The sequence below is a fragment of the Paenibacillus sp. 2003 genome (assembly GCF_031455635.1).
Lineage (GTDB): Bacteria > Bacillota > Bacilli > Paenibacillales > Paenibacillaceae > Paenibacillus > Paenibacillus amylolyticus_B.
This window is the reverse complement of sequence record NZ_JAVDTB010000008.1, coordinates 60,305-76,230: the sequence shown is the minus strand read 5'-3', so window position 1 is coordinate 76,230 and position 15,926 is coordinate 60,305. Positions and strand designations below refer to the sequence as shown.

Here is a 15,926-nt window from a genome sequence, read left to right as displayed (position 1 = left end):
AGATAAGGTTACCTCTTTGGATGAGAAATCATCGGGGGGTAACCTTTTTTTGTTGTGTTAAATGTACGGTTACTCATTCGTTGAGTGCAGTGCGTTATTTTGCTTTGACCACATTTTCAATAAAAGTTCGGGAAATCATGCTTTACATGGAATAATTTACTGGAAACGGGCCGACAATGATTAGCAGTACATGCATGGAACATGCAGTAAGCAAGTCATTTGAGGAGGTAACTTAGTGAATAAAAGAATAATGGCATCGTTCATGACCCTTTGCATCCTGCTGTCCCTTTTGGCATCAACGGCATTAGCTGAAGAAACACCGAAGGCAGCGGGAGGAACTGATCTGGCCCCGTCGGCGCGCTCTGCCATCTTAATGGATGCAGATACGGGAACGGTCATTTATGAGAAAAACAGTCATGATCAGCTGCCTCCGGCGAGCATTACAAAAATTATGACCATGCTGCTTACGATCGAAGCGATCGACTCGGGTAAGCTGAAGCTGACGGACAAAGTAAGAGCGAGCGAATATGCAGCTTCGATGGGCGGTTCGCAGATCTTCCTGGAGCCAGGGGAAGAAATGACAGTTGATGATATGTTAAAAGGGATCGCGATGGCTTCAGGCAATGATGCCTCGGTAGCGATGGCTGAGAAGATCGCTGGCTCGGAAGAAGCCTTTGTACAGCTGATGAATGAGCGTGCGAAGGAGCTTGGCATGAAGGATACTCATTTTGCCAACTGTAACGGTCTCCCGGTCGATAATCATTATTCTTCCGCCCATGATATTGCCGTCATGAGCCGTGAACTGTTGAAGCATTCCGGGATTACGAAGTACACCGGTGCATATCAGGATTACCTTCGCAAAGATACGGAAAAGCCATTCTGGCTGGTGAACACAAACAAGCTGGTTCGTTTTTATCAAGGGGCAGACGGTTTGAAAACAGGTTACACATCCGAAGCGAAATTCTGCTTGTCCGCAACAGCGTCCAAGGATGGACTGCGTGTCGTTTCCGTGGTACTCGGTGAACCGAATACCAAAACACGGAACAGCGAAGTATCTTCGATGTTTGACTATGCCTTTAGTCAATATACGATGAAGGCTCTCTATAAGGCAGGGGATCTGCTGGGCAGTCTGAAGATCGAAAAAGGCGAAGTTGCCGAATTGCCTCTGAATGCCACGCAAAATTATAGTGTGCTGATGCGCAAAGGAGCCAAATCCAATGACATCCGGCATGAATTGCTGGTTGCCAAAGAATTGAAAGCTCCGATCAAGGCGGGGCAAAGTATAGGTAAACTGGTGGTTTACCAGGGCAACGATGTCATTAAGGAGTTCGACATTCAGGCTCCGCAGGATGTGAATAAGGCTGGCTGGTGGAAGCTGTTCAAGCGGACAACGTCCAATCTGTTTGACTAAACGGCGATTTCCGCGATTTGCACGCATCCTTCGAACATATTTTGTAGTTAAATAGGGGTTTTCTTCTAGTTTTGTCGGGGGGCAGGAAAAGCCTTCGGAAGCGTAGAAATCCTTGTTCTAAGACAGGGAGGAGAGTGAGCAAACGTGAACTTGCATGTGGAAATGGAACACCATCGCGGGATTCTGATTGTACGATTATCCGGGGAGCTGGATCACCATACAGCTGACATGGTACGGATGCAGATGGATGAAGCCATCCAGCGGAGACAAAGCGAGCATCTCGTACTCAGCCTGAAAGATCTGCAATTTATGGACAGTTCGGGACTGGGTGTCATATTGGGAAGATACAAGCTCATTAAGAATAAAGGTGGCAAGATGGTGGTCTGTGACGTCAATTCGCCAGTGTACCGTTTGCTGGAAATGTCGGGTCTGTTCAAGATTATGCCGATATACGAAAATGAGGGAACTGCTCTCTCAGGTCTGGAGGTCGTCTCATGAATGAAGGAACAGGGACAAATTTCATGAATCTGCAATTCGCGGCCAAGTCAGAGAATGAGTCGTTTGCACGGGTAACCGTTGCTGCGTTTATCTCCCAGCTTGATCCAACGATGGACGAGCTCAGTGACCTGAAGACGGTCATTTCGGAAGCCGTGACCAACAGCATCATCCACGGATACAACAACAACTCCGAGGGTGTGGTGTCTATCCAGGCCGAGATTCGGGAAGACATGATCACAATTATCGTGGAAGACCGCGGTGAAGGAATCGAAGATCTTGAACTCGCCAAGCAGCCGCTATATACGTCCAAACCCGAACTTGAGCGGTCGGGCATGGGCTTCACCATTATGGAAAACTTTATGGATGAATTCGAAGTCAGCAGTGAGCCCGGCAGAGGCACCTCCATCAAGATGAAAAAAAGGATTGAATCCAAGAAAGCATTGTATAATTAGGGGTTGGTGTTCTTATGGATGCTGAAGTGAAACCATCTTCACAGACCTATTTGGACGATGCCGAGGTCAAACGGCTGATTGCGCTCAGTCAGTCGGGTGACCATGTCTCACGGGATACGCTGGTGAACTGCAACATCAGACTCGTCTGGTCCGTCGTACAGCGTTTTATGAACAGGGGATATGATCCGGAAGATCTGTTCCAGATTGGTTGTATCGGTCTGCTCAAGTCAGTGGACAAATTCGATCTCAGTTATGACGTGAAGTTCTCAACCTACGCGGTACCGATGATCATCGGAGAAATCCAGCGATTCCTGCGGGATGACGGTACCCTTAAGGTCAGTCGTTCACTGAAAGAGATGGCGAATAAAGTCCGCAAAAAAAGGGACGAACTGTCCAAACATCTGGATCGTTTACCAACGATTAAGGAAGTTGCCGCAGAGCTGGGGGTAACCCCCGAGGAAGTGGTATTTGCCCAGGAAGCGAACAAACCACCGACCTCCATCCATGAGACGGTATTCGAGAATGACGGTGATCCCATTACGTTAATGGATCAGATTGCCGACGAGTCTCAGGAACGTTGGTTTGACAAGCTGGCGCTGAACGAAGCCATCGGTGGTCTCAGTGAGCGGGAGCGGTTAATCGTTTATCTTCGGTATTACCGGGATCAGACCCAATCCGAGGTTGCCAGCAGGTTGGGTATATCTCAGGTGCAGGTATCACGTCTGGAGAAAAAAATACTGCAATCCATCCGCGACCAGATCGCGCAGTGATTTAGTGGAGTGCAATACAATATTGGTGTCTATACACCAATATACGACAACTAACAACCTTCTATCGCGCATTATGGCGAGGAAGGTTATTTGTTGTTAATACGGGGAGATCTCAAACGATTGGACTGCATGACCAGCATCATGCCAAGAATACATGCCATACCAATCCATTGATAGAAGCCAAAAGGTTCATGGAGCCATATGACGGTTGTTCCAACAGCAGCAAGGGGCTCTGCGCTCCCGAGCAGGCTAGTTTCCTTGGGTGTAAGACTTTTGAGACTCGCAATATAAAACCAAAAAGCAATCAGGGTTCCAAAAAGGATCGTAAATATCAAATAACCGTAGGTTTCAAGCGTGATGTTAGCAAAATTCATTTTCCAGGGCGGGTGAATAAAACTCATTCCCAAACCACCGATGATCATAGCCCAGCCGACCACAACAAGTGAATCGTACTTTTTAATTAGTTGCACGGCATACAGCGTATAAAATGCAGCTGAAACCCCAGATAACAGGCCCCATATCACTGCCAGCGAGGAGACAGATAACCGCGTAAGCGAGCCATTCGTCAGCAGGAAAAAACACCCACTGAGAGCCAAAACAGCGCATGCAAGGTCATTGCGTGTGAGGACCGACTGCTTACGGAGTGCGATGTAAATCATGATCATGACAGGGGACAGATACTGCAACAGTGTAGCCACCGCTGAATTGCCGTGTTTAATGGATGCCATGTACGTATACTGAACGGCAAGCATGCCCACCAATCCGAAAATGATCAGCTGTCCAGCCGTTTTTTTATTTCTCCACACATCAAAAATCTGAAATCGTCCATTTGTAAACGATTGAATAACCAGTAATAGTAACCCAGCAATTAACAAGCGTACAGTGACATACCAATTGACCTTAATTCCATCCAGTTGAAACAGTTTTTGAGATACCGTCCCCCCAATGCCCCAGCAGATGGCTCCCGTCAGAACGAGTACGATGCCTGAAATTTTGGATTTTGCAGAAGTTGTCATTCTTGTTCGCCTCACCTTAAATATAAGAATAGTGTTATATTAAGGAGAAATACGATACATTTATATCAATATTACACTTAAAAATATAACTATATTGAGATGAGGGCCATGCAGAAGATCGAATTTATCATTGATCAACATTTGAAAGAAATGACGCAACACCGTACGGATACATTATCTATAGCCTGTTATGAGACAACCATTGTTCAAAATGTTCACGGACATATTCCTCTCCACTGGCATGATGAATTGCAGTTTGTTACCGTTCTTCAGGGTACGGCGTTGTTCCATATCAACGATCAAAAGATGATTTTGTCCAAAGGTGACGGGATTTTTATCAACAGTGGAATAATGCATATGGCTGAAGATCACGATGAGAGCGAGAACTGCATTTATTTATGTCTGAATTTGTCCCCGCATGTTATCATGCCTTCGGATTTGTATATAAAGTACGTACATCCATATGTAACAGCAACTAATTTGCCTTTTCTGTATATCGAAAGAGCTAACGCTTGGGGAGAACGGATCCTGGATGTTATTGCACGGATTAGAAAGGAGTTAGTGCACCAAGTTCCTTTTTACGAAGTGAATGTTGCTTCTGCGGTGCTTAATATGTGGAAACTGCTGATTATGAACGGATATTCTCTAGAACATGATCCATCAGAGATGAGCAGAAACAATCGAATGAAAGACATGTTGCAATGGATTAATCTCAATTATGCGGATGAAATTAAGCTGGAAGATATTGCGAAGGCGGGACAGTTGAGTCGATCGGAGACATGCCGTTATTTCAAGCAAATCCTGAAAACTACACCCATGCAATATGTGATCGAGTACCGCATCCAAAGAAGCATTGAACTATTGCAATCCTCCAAGCGTAGCGTCACCGAGATTGCCTATGAGGTCGGTTTTAACAGCACGAGTTATTACATTAACCAATTCCGCAAAACAATGAATTCAACCCCTTTACGATTTAGAAGAGAATTGAACAAAAGAGAAAAAGAAAATAATTCTTGAGATAATGTTTATGATCGGTAAGTCTATCAACCAATCCCAAAGAGTCGCCCATACGGCGACTTTTTTTGATATGTAAAATAATGCTTTACACTCCGTTACGCCTCAAATCGGTCACAAGGAGAGCGTATAAAAGGCTAATCTCCTAATTTCTAAAATTAATATCAAAAAGCTACTTTCACAAGTCATGGAATTTTGAGCAAAATAACCCCAAAAAGCTCATCTTTCGATTCCCTTCCTACCTACTCCCCCAGCATATTTATTTCAAACGTTTGGAAACGGGAGGACGGCTGGTAGCGGAGGGATGGAATCGGTCAAAAGGAGCGAAGCGTGAGGGCTTGCCTAATGATACACAAGCAACGCAGGCGGCAGATTAGACCTGAAGAAGCGAAGCGCTCGCCTTTGTCTCCAAATTTCTAACACTTAGAAATCAATCAAAAGAATTTGGAGACAACAGCGATCAGAAGGTTGGTCTGCCGTCGGAGTGTCTGCGTGTATCCTCCCCCGAGCAACAGCGACCAATGACCGATCCATCCCGCAGCACTAGCACAACCTCCCGATCTTTTTCCAACCCGTTTGTAATAAATTTGCACATTCTTCAAATACTAACCTAAATTACGCAGTAAAGGAGTGCTTTGGATGTCCCAGACACCCACTCCAATGGTCTATATTCGTCTACGCAGCCGTATTCGCATCCAGAGGGGCAGAGCAGTCAAGCTTGGAGACATTGCACATATACTGACCTCTTCTGAAGACCAGGAGGGCAGGCTACTGGAGCTTGAACTGCTGCGCCCTGGACCGGAGGATGGCAATCTGATCCTCATTGATATATTGCAGATTATTCCCCGAATTCGGCACATCTTGCCGGAGGTAAGTGTGGAACTGATGGGATCAGGTCATACGTTGGTTGAAGTCATTGCGGGAAATGGTCAACCTTCCAAGTCGCTGTTCATTCTGGTTTGGCTGCTGCTGTTCTTTGGATCAGCCTTAACCATTATGAATTTTCATGCCGATGTGAACATGCAGGAAGTACAGATTCGAATTGTGGAGATGCTTACTGGGCATCGGGACGAACATCCCTATCTGTTTCAAGTGGCGTATTCCATTGGCATTGGATTCGGAATGGCAGTATTTTTTAATCATTTGTTCAAGAAAAAGTGGAATGAGGAACCTACCCCGCTGGAAGTGGAGATGTTTCTATACCAGCAAAATGTAGATAAATATGTGGTGATTGAAGAGAGCGAACGGATGCACGAGCAGGAACGCAGGGAGATGAATGCGGATGAGCGTTCTTAATGGAGCAATCAGCATTGTATTGGGTATTGCAGGGGGAATTGCCGTAGGGAGCGGCGTAATTGCGCTCATTCTGGTGCTCGATATGATTCCCAGGTTAGCTCAACTTACGCAATCATATGACAAGACTCACTGGTACGAAGGGGCGCTAATTGGTGGTTCACTTCTCGGGACGGTGGCGGATTTCTGGCACTGGAAAATGCATGGGGTGCTGCTGCTCAGCCCGATCGTTGGTTTGTTCTGTGGTGTATTCATCGGTCTGCTCGCCGCAGCGCTCACCGAGGTGCTTAATGTACTTCCCGTGCTAGCCAAACGATTGGGCATGAAACCTTATTTGTTTGGATTACTGCTCGCCATGATTTTGGGCAAAATGACAGGTTCCCTGTTTGATTTTTTTATATATCAGCGGTAACTCGTGGCCATAGGAGGATGGAAGATGGATGAACGAACGGAGCAAACAGGCCAGGAAAATGGTGAAGGTATAACGGAAGAGATGTTACACAAGTCTGCTTATGAGATTCAGAAGGAAGAAGAGGAGAAAGCGTACAAAAAGAAAAAACAAAATGAAATGTCTGACAGTATTGAAGAATCCGTAAAATATTGGCAGGAAAACGATGATATCTCCCCACGCATGAGTGAAAATAGATATACATTACAACAGGTACTGGGGCTCGGAGAATCGTTCGACGTAAATATGAGGGAAATGGTCCTGGGTGGCAAGCACGTTGGATTGCTGTTGATCACCGGCTTCGCCAAGGATGAGATTTTGCTTGAAGTATTAAAAAGACTGACCTACCTTACCCCTGATGATGTGTCAGGGCATGCACTCAAGTCCTATTTTGAATGTTACATTCCCCATATTCAGGTTGAAAGAGTCGACAAGATGAGTGCGGTCATCAACAAGGTTCTTACCGGTATGAGCGCAATGTTTGTTGAAGGGGACCGCTCGGTCCTAATTATGGATACCCGGAGTTATCCGGTACGTTCACCCGAAGAACCTTCATTGGAAAGGGTAGTCCGAGGTTCCAGAGACGGCTTTACCGAAACGCTCCTGACCAATGTAACCTTGGTGCGCCGCAGGATACGCGACCCTGGACTGAAATTTGAGATCATGCAGGTGGGGCGTAGAACACAAACCGATGTCTGTGTTGTGTACATTGATGATATTGTGGATAAAGTGCAGGTGGATTCCGTTCGTGAAAAAATACAGCGAGTGGATATCGATGGTATTCCCGCGGCCGATAAGCAGCTAGAGGAAGCGATTATCAACAAGGGGTGGAACCCGTTCCCACTCGTTCGTTATTCGGAACGACCAGATGTTACAGCTTCCCATTTGCTGGAAGGACGAGTTGTCATTTTTGTAGACACTTCTCCCAGTGTGATGATTCTGCCTACGACCTTCTTCGACCTGTGTGAGCATGCGGAGGAGAACAGACAGACGGCCTTAATGGGAACATATTTACGATGGGTGCGTTTTGCAGGGATTCTCATATCCTTGTTTTTGCTACCACTATGGCTGCTGATGGTTATTGATCCTTCAATTAAACCGATGGGGCTGGACTTCATTGGTCCACAGGAAAATGTAAAGTTACCGCTGATTCTACAGTTTCTACTGATCGAACTTGGCGTCGACTTATTACGTATGGCAGCGGTTCATACGCCTACACCTCTCGCATCGGCCATGGGCTTAATCGCGGCAATTCTAGTCGGGGATATCGCCGTGAAAACAGGATATTTTGTCAATGAGGTTGTACTCTATATGGCGATCGCAGCCATCGGAATGTTTGCCACCCCGAGTTACGAGCTTGGACTTGCCAATAGGCTGGTCAGGTTGTTTCTGCTCATTGCAGTAGCGATATTCAAGGTTCCTGGATTGGTCGTGGGCAGTACACTACTCATATTGGCGCTCACCGTTCACCGGTCTTACAATTCTTCGTATCTCTGGCCTTTTATACCGTTTAATGCAAAGGCCTTGGGTAACTTTTTATTCCGGCTTCCGCTGCTGGAAAATAAAAAACGTCCATCATTTAACAAAACCCGTGACAACACCAAAATGTCCGATGATCCGGACGGTGAACTGCGAAAAAGTAAAAAACACAAATGATCTTCCGAAAAATCCATTCATCTCGCCGCCTAATTTGATATACTGGTGTAAAATCATTGGAATAGCAACTGTTCCAGTATACAAAAAAGTGAGGAATGCAGATTATGTATTTACATGGTACAAGTAAAATAAATGCGCAAGGGCATCTGGAGATTGGCGGAGTTGATGCAACAGATCTGAAAGAACAATTTGGAACTCCCCTGTACGTTGTGGACGAGCAATTGGTTCGCGAGCGTTGTAGAGAGTACATGGAAGCATTCCGTGCTTCCGGACTGGGTTTCCAGGTTGCTTACGCAAGTAAAGCTTTCTGTGTAATGGCGATGTGTGCACTTGCAGCTGAAGAAGGACTTTCCCTGGATGTTGTATCTGATGGTGAATTGTTCACTGCACTGCAAGCAGGATTCCCGGCTGAGCGCATTCATTTCCACGGTAACAACAAAACGCTGGAAGAAATCGAAATGGCTCTTGATGCAGAGATTGGATGCTTTGTTGTTGATAACTTCAATGAATTACATCTGTTGCAGGCTGTAGCTGCGGACAAAAATCGTAAAGTAAACATTTTGCTTCGTGTGACGCCTGGTGTTGAGGCCCATACGCATGAATATATTTCCACAGGTCAGACGGATTCCAAATTTGGATTCGATATCGGTAATGGTACAGCATTTGAAGCGATTGACTTGGCTTCCAAGCAGTCTAACCTGGTATTGCTGGGTGTGCATTCCCACATCGGTTCCCAGATCTTCGAAGTTGAAGGCTTCCAGATGGCTGTTCAACGTGTTGCTGAATTTGCAGCAAGTGTATATGAGCGTCTTAATGTTGCTTTCAAAGTGGTTAACCTTGGTGGTGGATTTGGAATCCGTTATATCGACGGAGATACGCCGCTTGAAGTTGCGCAATACGTGAAGGCTATTACAGACGCAGTTAAAAATCATTTTGCTCAAATCGGCTATGCCGTACCTGAGATCTGGGTTGAACCAGGCCGCAGCATCGTGGGTGAAGCGGGAACAACGCTTTATACCGTTGGAACTAGCAAAGACATTCCAGGGGTGCGTAAATACGTTGCCGTTGATGGTGGTATGACCGATAACCCACGTCCTGCTTTGTATGAATCCAAGTATGAAGCTGTGCTTGCCAACCGTGCGAATGAGGCTGCTCAGGAAACGGTATCTGTTGCGGGTAAATGCTGCGAGAGTGGCGATATGCTGATCTGGGATCTGGACTTGCCAAAAGTGGAAAGTGGCGATCTGCTCGCTGTAGCTTGCACAGGCGCGTATAACTACTCCATGGCAAGCAACTACAACCGGATTCGTCGTCCGGCCGTTGTATTTGTCAAAGACGGTCAAGGAGATGTCGTGGTACGCCGTGAGACGTATCAAGATATCATCCAGAATGACCTGGTACCAGCGCGCATTGGAAAACAGCCAGTTACTCGCTAATTCGTCAAAAGATAATGCGATTCTGCATTATTCAAGATATAGCGATCTTAAAGTTGAAGCAGATGAAAAGGGAACTTCCTTTTTCGTCTGCTTTTTGCGTATTTGAGCTAAATCATGAAAAAAGTTGCCGTTTTTTTTGCGATCCAGACATTTTCGGTGTACACTAAGAAAAGTGCTGTAATGCTTGGCCCAGGGTCATGCGTCTGGCACCATTAACGATGGTCAATACGAAAGGAGTCATTTACATATGGCGAAACAAGCGAAAATTAAATTGGCAAACGGCGGAGAAGTTCTGATCGATCTGTTCGATCAAGAAGCTCCAAACACAGTAGCAAACTTTGAGAAACTGGCTAACTCCGGTTTCTACAATGGTCTTACATTCCACCGCGTTATCCCGGGCTTTGTAGCTCAAGGCGGATGCCCTAACGGTAGCGGTGCAGGTGGCCCAGGTTACACAATTAACTGTGAAATCAACCCGAACAAACATGAGCGCGGAACACTCGCTATGGCACATGCTGGCCGTAACACAGGTGGAAGCCAGTTCTACATCTGCTACCAACCGCAACCACATTTGGATGGACAACATACGGTATTTGGCAAAGTAACCAAAGGTATGGAGTTCGTGGACGCTTTGGAAGGTAAAGACAAAATGGAAACTGTTGAAGTTGTAGAAGCTTAATACCTTCACCTTAACTGGATCCAAACATGAAGTGCTTCTTTTATAGAAGCACTTTTTTTGTTTTTTTTACATACTTGAAATCGATGATTAGAAAGGATGAATAAAACCTTGGATATGGTTACTCAGCTAAGCTTGTTAAAACAAATTTATAGTGAGCGCACGTTGTGGGATGAAGAACTTCAGGCATCGCGGCATGTCGTTCCGGACAGTCTATCCGTAAAGGATCGGGAAGCGTTAGAGGCAGCTGGGCATGAACCGAATCGATTTGTACGTCCGCAACATGATGAAACGATTACTGAGCTGAAAAAAGTTGCAAATCAATGGACGATAAATGATGCAGCGCAGGCTTTTGTATCCTCTTTGTGGTCCGCACCCATGATCTGGCGCTCGTTGCTTACGGGCAAGCTTATTGCGAGCAGTATGCCAAGTCATGAACATACGCCATATCCATCTTCGAACACTTGCAAGATCTGCGGATTAAGTGTAGATCAAGCAACCGACACGACGCTGCAATGGTATTGGCGGATGACCAATGGAACCCCGTTGGACGGTGATCCTTTTGGATATGTGTTGGCACTTCGAGAGCTGGCTGCCGCGCAGGAGATTCCAATACCCAATGATTACGACCGCTGGACATTCCGTGCGGTGTTAACAGTGCTGCGCGAACTACCTCCCAAAACACGTTACAGCAAGGCAGCAGTAGCGCTCAAGAAGGAACGCCTTTTGCCTACACAGAAGGAATATGCCTACCGTGATTTGCTTGAGACGTTAGCTCTGATTGGCATACTGGATACGGCGGAACATCCCGGAATGATCACGGAATTCACCTCTTACATGCAGCGTGACGCACGCCCCAATATGCGTGTTGAAGTGCAGGCCCCTCTGGCGTGGTGGGACTCATCTGTCGGAATTAATGAGAACAACCTGAACAAGATATTTCATGATTTTGATCTGAGTAATATATCTCTTGCGGATAAGCCTGATGAGAGTCCAGCTGTAAAGGACACAATCTTAGGGGCATTGGAGAAGAAGAGAAGTGTTCGCGGAAAAGTACCAAAGGCATCTCCTGATGCAGGTACCGGGGAGGTACAGTCTGGAGATGTGTATGCTGTTCGGGTGCGGGAAGGTGTATGGGTGACGGTGTATTGTCATGAAGTCAGAGACAAGCGTGTCATCGTAGAATATCTGGATGGTGTCTTTCCAGAGATGCCGGGAAAAGCAGATTTGCATGGGACGTTTCGACCGAGAGCGAACGGACGCTGGAAATGCTCGGCTATTGCGATCGATTCCACAAGTTGGGTCAGAAGGGTGGCAAGAGAGTTCCCGCTTCCAACTTCGCCCCTGCAAGAACCTGACCGCACTCCATTTCATAATGCCAAAGAATTAAAGCATATGGCGAGCTGGTGTTTTCCTGATATGTAGAATGATACGATGGGTGTGAAATGGGCCTCCAAGCAAAAACCGTGCCTCCTTGAGAGGAAGCGGTTTTTTGTTGTTTCTTAGCTTATTAAAAGTTAGTATGTGACAAAAAGGAACAAAAAACAATTGATTTTTTGGCATTAAAGTGCTAACATCCAAGTAATAACGAAAGCAATCCTTCAGGGCAGGGTGCAATTCCCTACCGGCGGTGATGCAGGAAGTGTAAGGACCTATGTGTCCGGCACTTGATGCAAAGTCCGTGACCTGTCTGCCCTTGGCAGATGGCTGATCTGGTGTAATTCCAGAACCGACAGTATAGTCTGGATGGGAGAAGGAGAGGTGCAGACCTAACAGGTTTGCATTCAGCAGGAGTATTGCTGCACAGTCACGATTTGTAATGTCTTGCACTGTGCAGGGAAGATCCGGTTACGTCGGAAAGTTCCATACATATGCCACACTATAAAAGCTCTTTACCTGTAATTGATGTTCATTAAGGTATGTGTCTATTTTCACTTGCCCGAAATGAAGTTTTGGGCAAAGTGTTGGCGTGCTGTATCCATTTCACTCCTGCTGGTGACATTTGTCTCTCATCATCCCCATCGAACTGATTGTTCGACGGGGATTTTTTAATAAACAAGACTTTAAACCGCGGGGTGAACGGATTTGGAAATGATCAATGATGAATTTTATATGGCACTGGCATTGGATATGGCGGAACGAGCACAGGGACAGACGGGGATCAATCCGGTCGTTGGATGTGTAGTTGTGAAAGAGGGTCGTATTGTAGGTCTGGGGAGCCATCTGAAACGTGGAACCGGTCATGCAGAGGTGCATGCACTTAACATGGCAGGCAGTGATGCAGAAGGAAGTACGGTATACGTTACACTTGAGCCTTGTAGTCATTATGGCAAGACGCCACCTTGTAGTGAACGCCTGATTCATGAGAAGGTGAAACGTGTTGTGGTATGTTGTGAAGATCCAAATCCGCAAGTTTCCGGTAGGGGCATAAGCATGCTTCGTCAACAAGGCATTGAAGTTGAAGTTGGCGTACTGCGTGAGCGAGGAAGACGCATGAATGAAAAATTCATTAAGTTTATTACAACGGGTCTACCTTTCGTGACACTGAAGACGGCTACTACTTTGGATGGCAAAATTGCTACTCGCAGCGGAGACAGCAAATGGATCTCTAACGAGCCCGCTCGTGAGATTGTGCATGCCCTTCGTCATCGTCACCAGGGAATTATGGTTGGCGTCGACACAGTGATTGCCGATAATCCGGAACTTACTACCCGTTTGCAAGTCGAAGGCATTAGTCCAGTGCGCATTGTGGTGGATTCCAAGTTACGTCTTCCCGTAGGTGCCAAAATGGTTAAGGATGGTCTTGCTCCAACATGGGTGCTGACAACAGACGAAGCCAGTCCTGAAGCTGCTGAACGTTTGGAAGCCTACGGCGTCGAAATTATACGCTGTGGTCCTGGACCACGTGTGGATCTGTTAAACGGACTTAGCAAGTTGGGTGAGCGTGAGATTGGTTCGATTTTGCTTGAAGGTGGAGGCACCTTGAATGGAGCCATGCTGGAGGCACGGTTGGTCGATCGACTGCTCATGTTTATCGCTCCGAAAATTGTAGGCGGTTATGATACACCTGGAAGCTTCCGCTTCGAGGGTGTGGAACGTATGAATCAGGCGATTCAATTGAATCAGTTGGAGATCGAACAAGTTGGAGATAATATCAGCATTGGCGGTATTCCGGTGTGGCCTGAATAAATAAATGGATTTTAAAGTAAAAAGTTAGGTTCTTTATAACTTGAAAAAGGGAGGCGGCAGCATGTTTACCGGTTTGGTGGAAGAAGTCGGTCAGATCCGGCGTATTGGTCGGAAAGGCGAAGCGATGGTCCTGAATATCGGAGCTTCCGCCATCATGGACGATCTGAAGATTGGTGATAGTGTAGCAGTGAACGGCGTGTGCTTAACAGCAACAACACTCGAAGGTGGAGGTTTTACCGCCGACGTAATGCCTGAAACCTATCGTCATACCAATCTCAGTCAGCTGCAATCTGGCAGTAAAGTTAATCTGGAGCGGGCCATGCAATCAGGCGGTCGCTTTGGCGGCCATATCGTTCAGGGCCATGTAGATGGTACTGGAGTGATTGGCAGTATAACACGTGATCAAAATGCAATTGTGTTTGAGATCAAGCCTGATGATCACCAGTTATTCAAATATCTGATCCCCAAAGGATCGGTTACACTGGATGGCATTAGTTTGACCGTTGTCCATACGTCGGATACCGCATTCACGGTTTCCATTATCCCGCATACCATTGGTGAAACTGTACTAAATGTGAAAAAGACAGGGGATACCATTAATATCGAATGCGATATTTTGGGCAAATATGTGGATCATCTGCTCCAGTATGGGAGAGGACATCGGGAGACGTGTGCTGGCAAGCCGCGCAGTATCAGTGAAGATTTTCTCGCCAATCACGGATTTGCATAAATAGAGAACAGAAATTAACTGGAGGTGGACCAATGTCAGAACAATCCATTCTGGACACAATCGAAGAAGCCATATATGATCTCATGCGTGGTAAACCTGTCATTGTTGTGGATGATGAAGATCGGGAGAATGAAGGCGATTTTATCGCTTTGGCCGAAAAGGCGACACCTGAAGTCATTAATTTCATGATTACTGAAGGTAGAGGTCTGGTCTGTGTTCCGATTACACAACAACGTGCGGACGAACTTAACCTGAAACCGATGGTTCAACAAAATACGGATTTCCATGGAACAGCCTTCACCGTCTCTGTGGATCACAAAGATACGACAACAGGTATCTCGGCACATGAACGCTCTATTACCGTGAAAGGTCTAATCGATCCTGAGGCGAAAGCCGGGGACTTCCGTAAGCCGGGTCACATGTTCCCGCTGATTGCAAAAGACGGCGGTGTACTTCGTCGTGCCGGGCACACAGAAGCAGCGGTAGATTTGGCTATTATGTGTGGTTCATATCCCGCAGGCGTTATCTGTGAAGTAATTAAGGAAGATGGTACGATGGCCAGACTTCCGGATCTGCAGGAGATTGCCCGCAAACATGATCTGAAGCTGATCAGTATTCAGGACATGATTCGTTACCGTAACGAAAAAGAGCAGCTGGTTCAACGTGAAGTGGCTGTGCGTATGCCAACGGACTTTGGTGAGTTTCAAGCGGTGGCTTATACAAACGCTGTGGACAATAAGGAACATGTAGCTTTGGTCAAAGGAGAAATTGATGGTTCGAAACCCGTACTTGTACGTGTGCACTCTGAATGTTTGACAGGTGATGTATTCCATTCGCATCGTTGTGACTGTGGTCCGCAGTTTGATGCGGCACTCAAACAGATTCACGAGGAAGGCAATGGTGTACTGCTTTATATGAGACAGGAAGGTCGGGGTATTGGCCTGATCAACAAACTCAAAGCCTATAAGCTGCAAGAGGAAGGTATGGATACTGTTGATGCAAACCTGAGTTTGGGTTTTGCTGCTGATTTGCGTGATTACGGAATTGGCGCTCAAATACTGAAAGATCTTGGGGTTCGTCAGATCAGACTGCTAACTAACAACCCTCGTAAAATTAAAGGTCTTGAAGGATATGGACTTGAAGTCGTAGAGCGTGTCGCGATCCAGATGGAGGAGAACGAGGACAATACGGTTTATCTTCATACCAAGCAAGCCAAGTTGGGGCATATGCTCAAGTTTGATGATATCGAACAAAACGAACAGTAAATATATTTTAGATGAACAACGTTGACCATGTAATTTATGGAAGATAATAATTAGGGATTTCCGTTACTTACA

Annotated in this window: 15 protein-coding genes and 1 riboswitch; of the genes, 14 read left to right on the top strand and 1 reads right to left on the bottom strand. The window is 46.2% G+C overall.

The annotated features are described in order from the left end of the window. The first annotated feature begins 235 nt into the window (after positions 1-235). The 4 genes from J2X75_RS24575 to sigF all read left to right on the top strand — a co-directional run bounded on the left by J2X75_RS24575 (position 236) and on the right by sigF (position 3,131). Positions 236-1,411, top strand: a complete 1,176-nt coding sequence (locus J2X75_RS24575) for a D-alanyl-D-alanine carboxypeptidase family protein (protein ID WP_307534698.1) — start codon at positions 236-238, stop codon at positions 1,409-1,411. A 144-nt stretch (positions 1,412-1,555) separates the two neighbouring features. Beyond that, positions 1,556-1,909 carry an anti-sigma F factor antagonist gene (spoIIAA, locus tag J2X75_RS24570; protein WP_017687636.1) on the top strand — a complete coding sequence of 118 codons (354 nt, stop codon included), beginning with the start codon at positions 1,556-1,558 and terminating at the stop codon, positions 1,907-1,909. Beyond that, positions 1,906-2,361 (top strand): anti-sigma F factor, encoded by a 456-nt coding sequence (spoIIAB, locus tag J2X75_RS24565; RefSeq protein ID WP_036672324.1) that lies wholly within the window; start codon positions 1,906-1,908, stop codon positions 2,359-2,361. The genes spoIIAA and spoIIAB overlap by 4 nt, the downstream gene beginning before the upstream one ends. A 14-nt stretch (positions 2,362-2,375) precedes the next feature. After that, positions 2,376-3,131 (top strand): RNA polymerase sporulation sigma factor SigF, encoded by a 756-nt coding sequence (gene sigF, locus J2X75_RS24560; RefSeq protein ID WP_036607856.1) that lies wholly within the window; start codon positions 2,376-2,378, stop codon positions 3,129-3,131. Positions 3,132-3,217: 86 nt separating this feature from the next. On the opposite strand, the gene J2X75_RS24555 is transcribed toward sigF, so the two are convergent. After that, a complete protein-coding gene (locus tag J2X75_RS24555; protein ID WP_310341106.1) occupies positions 3,218-4,147 on the bottom strand; it encodes a DMT family transporter in 930 nt (309 codons plus the stop codon). Positions 4,148-4,255: 108 nt separating this feature from the next. On the opposite strand from J2X75_RS24555, the gene J2X75_RS24550 reads away from it, so the two are divergent. The 10 genes from J2X75_RS24550 (at position 4,256) to J2X75_RS24505 (ending at position 15,854) form a co-directional block, all read left to right on the top strand. Beyond that, the gene (locus J2X75_RS24550) at positions 4,256-5,164 is read left to right on the top strand and encodes a helix-turn-helix transcriptional regulator (protein ID WP_310341103.1); all 909 of its coding nucleotides are present in this window, start codon (positions 4,256-4,258) and stop codon (positions 5,162-5,164) included. Between the two features lie 636 nt (positions 5,165-5,800). After that, the gene (locus tag J2X75_RS24545; RefSeq protein WP_310341101.1) at positions 5,801-6,457 is read left to right on the top strand and encodes a stage V sporulation protein AA; all 657 of its coding nucleotides are present in this window, start codon (positions 5,801-5,803) and stop codon (positions 6,455-6,457) included. Further along, on the top strand, positions 6,438-6,866 hold the full coding sequence (locus J2X75_RS24540) for a stage V sporulation protein AB (RefSeq protein WP_026080996.1): 429 nt from the start codon (positions 6,438-6,440) through the stop codon (positions 6,864-6,866). The genes J2X75_RS24545 and J2X75_RS24540 overlap by 20 nt, the downstream gene beginning before the upstream one ends. An 81-nt stretch (positions 6,867-6,947) precedes the next feature. Further along, on the top strand, positions 6,948-8,558 hold the full coding sequence (locus J2X75_RS24535) for a spore germination protein (protein ID WP_397384265.1): 1,611 nt from the start codon (positions 6,948-6,950) through the stop codon (positions 8,556-8,558). Between the two features lie 104 nt (positions 8,559-8,662). Next, on the top strand, positions 8,663-9,994 hold the full coding sequence (gene lysA, locus J2X75_RS24530; RefSeq protein ID WP_017687645.1) for a diaminopimelate decarboxylase: 1,332 nt from the start codon (positions 8,663-8,665) through the stop codon (positions 9,992-9,994). 247 nt (positions 9,995-10,241) lie between these two features. Then, a complete protein-coding gene (locus J2X75_RS24525; protein WP_017687646.1) occupies positions 10,242-10,673 on the top strand; it encodes a peptidylprolyl isomerase in 432 nt (143 codons plus the stop codon). A 114-nt stretch (positions 10,674-10,787) separates the two neighbouring features. Then, positions 10,788-12,095, top strand: coding sequence for a hypothetical protein (locus tag J2X75_RS24520; RefSeq protein WP_310341395.1), 1,308 nt, complete (start codon positions 10,788-10,790; stop codon positions 12,093-12,095). A 168-nt stretch (positions 12,096-12,263) separates the two neighbouring features. Next, positions 12,264-12,432: riboswitch (FMN riboswitch) on the top strand. A 323-nt stretch (positions 12,433-12,755) separates the two neighbouring features. Continuing rightward, positions 12,756-13,859: a bifunctional diaminohydroxyphosphoribosylaminopyrimidine deaminase/5-amino-6-(5-phosphoribosylamino)uracil reductase RibD gene (ribD, locus tag J2X75_RS24515; protein ID WP_167483687.1), complete on the top strand. Its 1,104-nt coding sequence runs from the start codon at positions 12,756-12,758 to the stop codon at positions 13,857-13,859. 61 nt (positions 13,860-13,920) lie between these two features. Further along, a complete protein-coding gene (ribE, locus tag J2X75_RS24510; protein WP_310341091.1) occupies positions 13,921-14,589 on the top strand; it encodes a riboflavin synthase in 669 nt (222 codons plus the stop codon). A gap of 32 nt (positions 14,590-14,621) precedes the next feature. Further along, positions 14,622-15,854 carry a bifunctional 3,4-dihydroxy-2-butanone-4-phosphate synthase/GTP cyclohydrolase II gene (locus J2X75_RS24505; RefSeq protein ID WP_076318983.1) on the top strand — a complete coding sequence of 411 codons (1,233 nt, stop codon included), beginning with the start codon at positions 14,622-14,624 and terminating at the stop codon, positions 15,852-15,854. Positions 15,855-15,926 lie beyond the last annotated feature (72 nt).

Coding starts and splice junctions, on each gene's coding strand:
- spoIIAB (WP_036672324.1), top strand. CDS start 1,906: ATGAATGAAGGAACAGGGACAAATTTCATGAATCTGCAATTCGCGGCC.
- sigF (WP_036607856.1), top strand. CDS start 2,376: ATGGATGCTGAAGTGAAACCATCTTCACAGACCTATTTGGACGATGCC.
- J2X75_RS24555 (WP_310341106.1), bottom strand. CDS start 4,147: ATGACAACTTCTGCAAAATCCAAAATTTCAGGCATCGTACTCGTTCTG.
- J2X75_RS24550 (WP_310341103.1), top strand. CDS start 4,256: ATGCAGAAGATCGAATTTATCATTGATCAACATTTGAAAGAAATGACG.
- J2X75_RS24545 (WP_310341101.1), top strand. CDS start 5,801: ATGTCCCAGACACCCACTCCAATGGTCTATATTCGTCTACGCAGCCGT.
- J2X75_RS24540 (WP_026080996.1), top strand. CDS start 6,438: ATGCGGATGAGCGTTCTTAATGGAGCAATCAGCATTGTATTGGGTATT.
- J2X75_RS24535 (WP_397384265.1), top strand. CDS start 6,948: ATGTTACACAAGTCTGCTTATGAGATTCAGAAGGAAGAAGAGGAGAAA.
- lysA (WP_017687645.1), top strand. CDS start 8,663: ATGTATTTACATGGTACAAGTAAAATAAATGCGCAAGGGCATCTGGAG.
- J2X75_RS24525 (WP_017687646.1), top strand. CDS start 10,242: ATGGCGAAACAAGCGAAAATTAAATTGGCAAACGGCGGAGAAGTTCTG.
- J2X75_RS24520 (WP_310341395.1), top strand. CDS start 10,788: ATGGTTACTCAGCTAAGCTTGTTAAAACAAATTTATAGTGAGCGCACG.
- ribE (WP_310341091.1), top strand. CDS start 13,921: ATGTTTACCGGTTTGGTGGAAGAAGTCGGTCAGATCCGGCGTATTGGT.
- J2X75_RS24505 (WP_076318983.1), top strand. CDS start 14,622: ATGTCAGAACAATCCATTCTGGACACAATCGAAGAAGCCATATATGAT.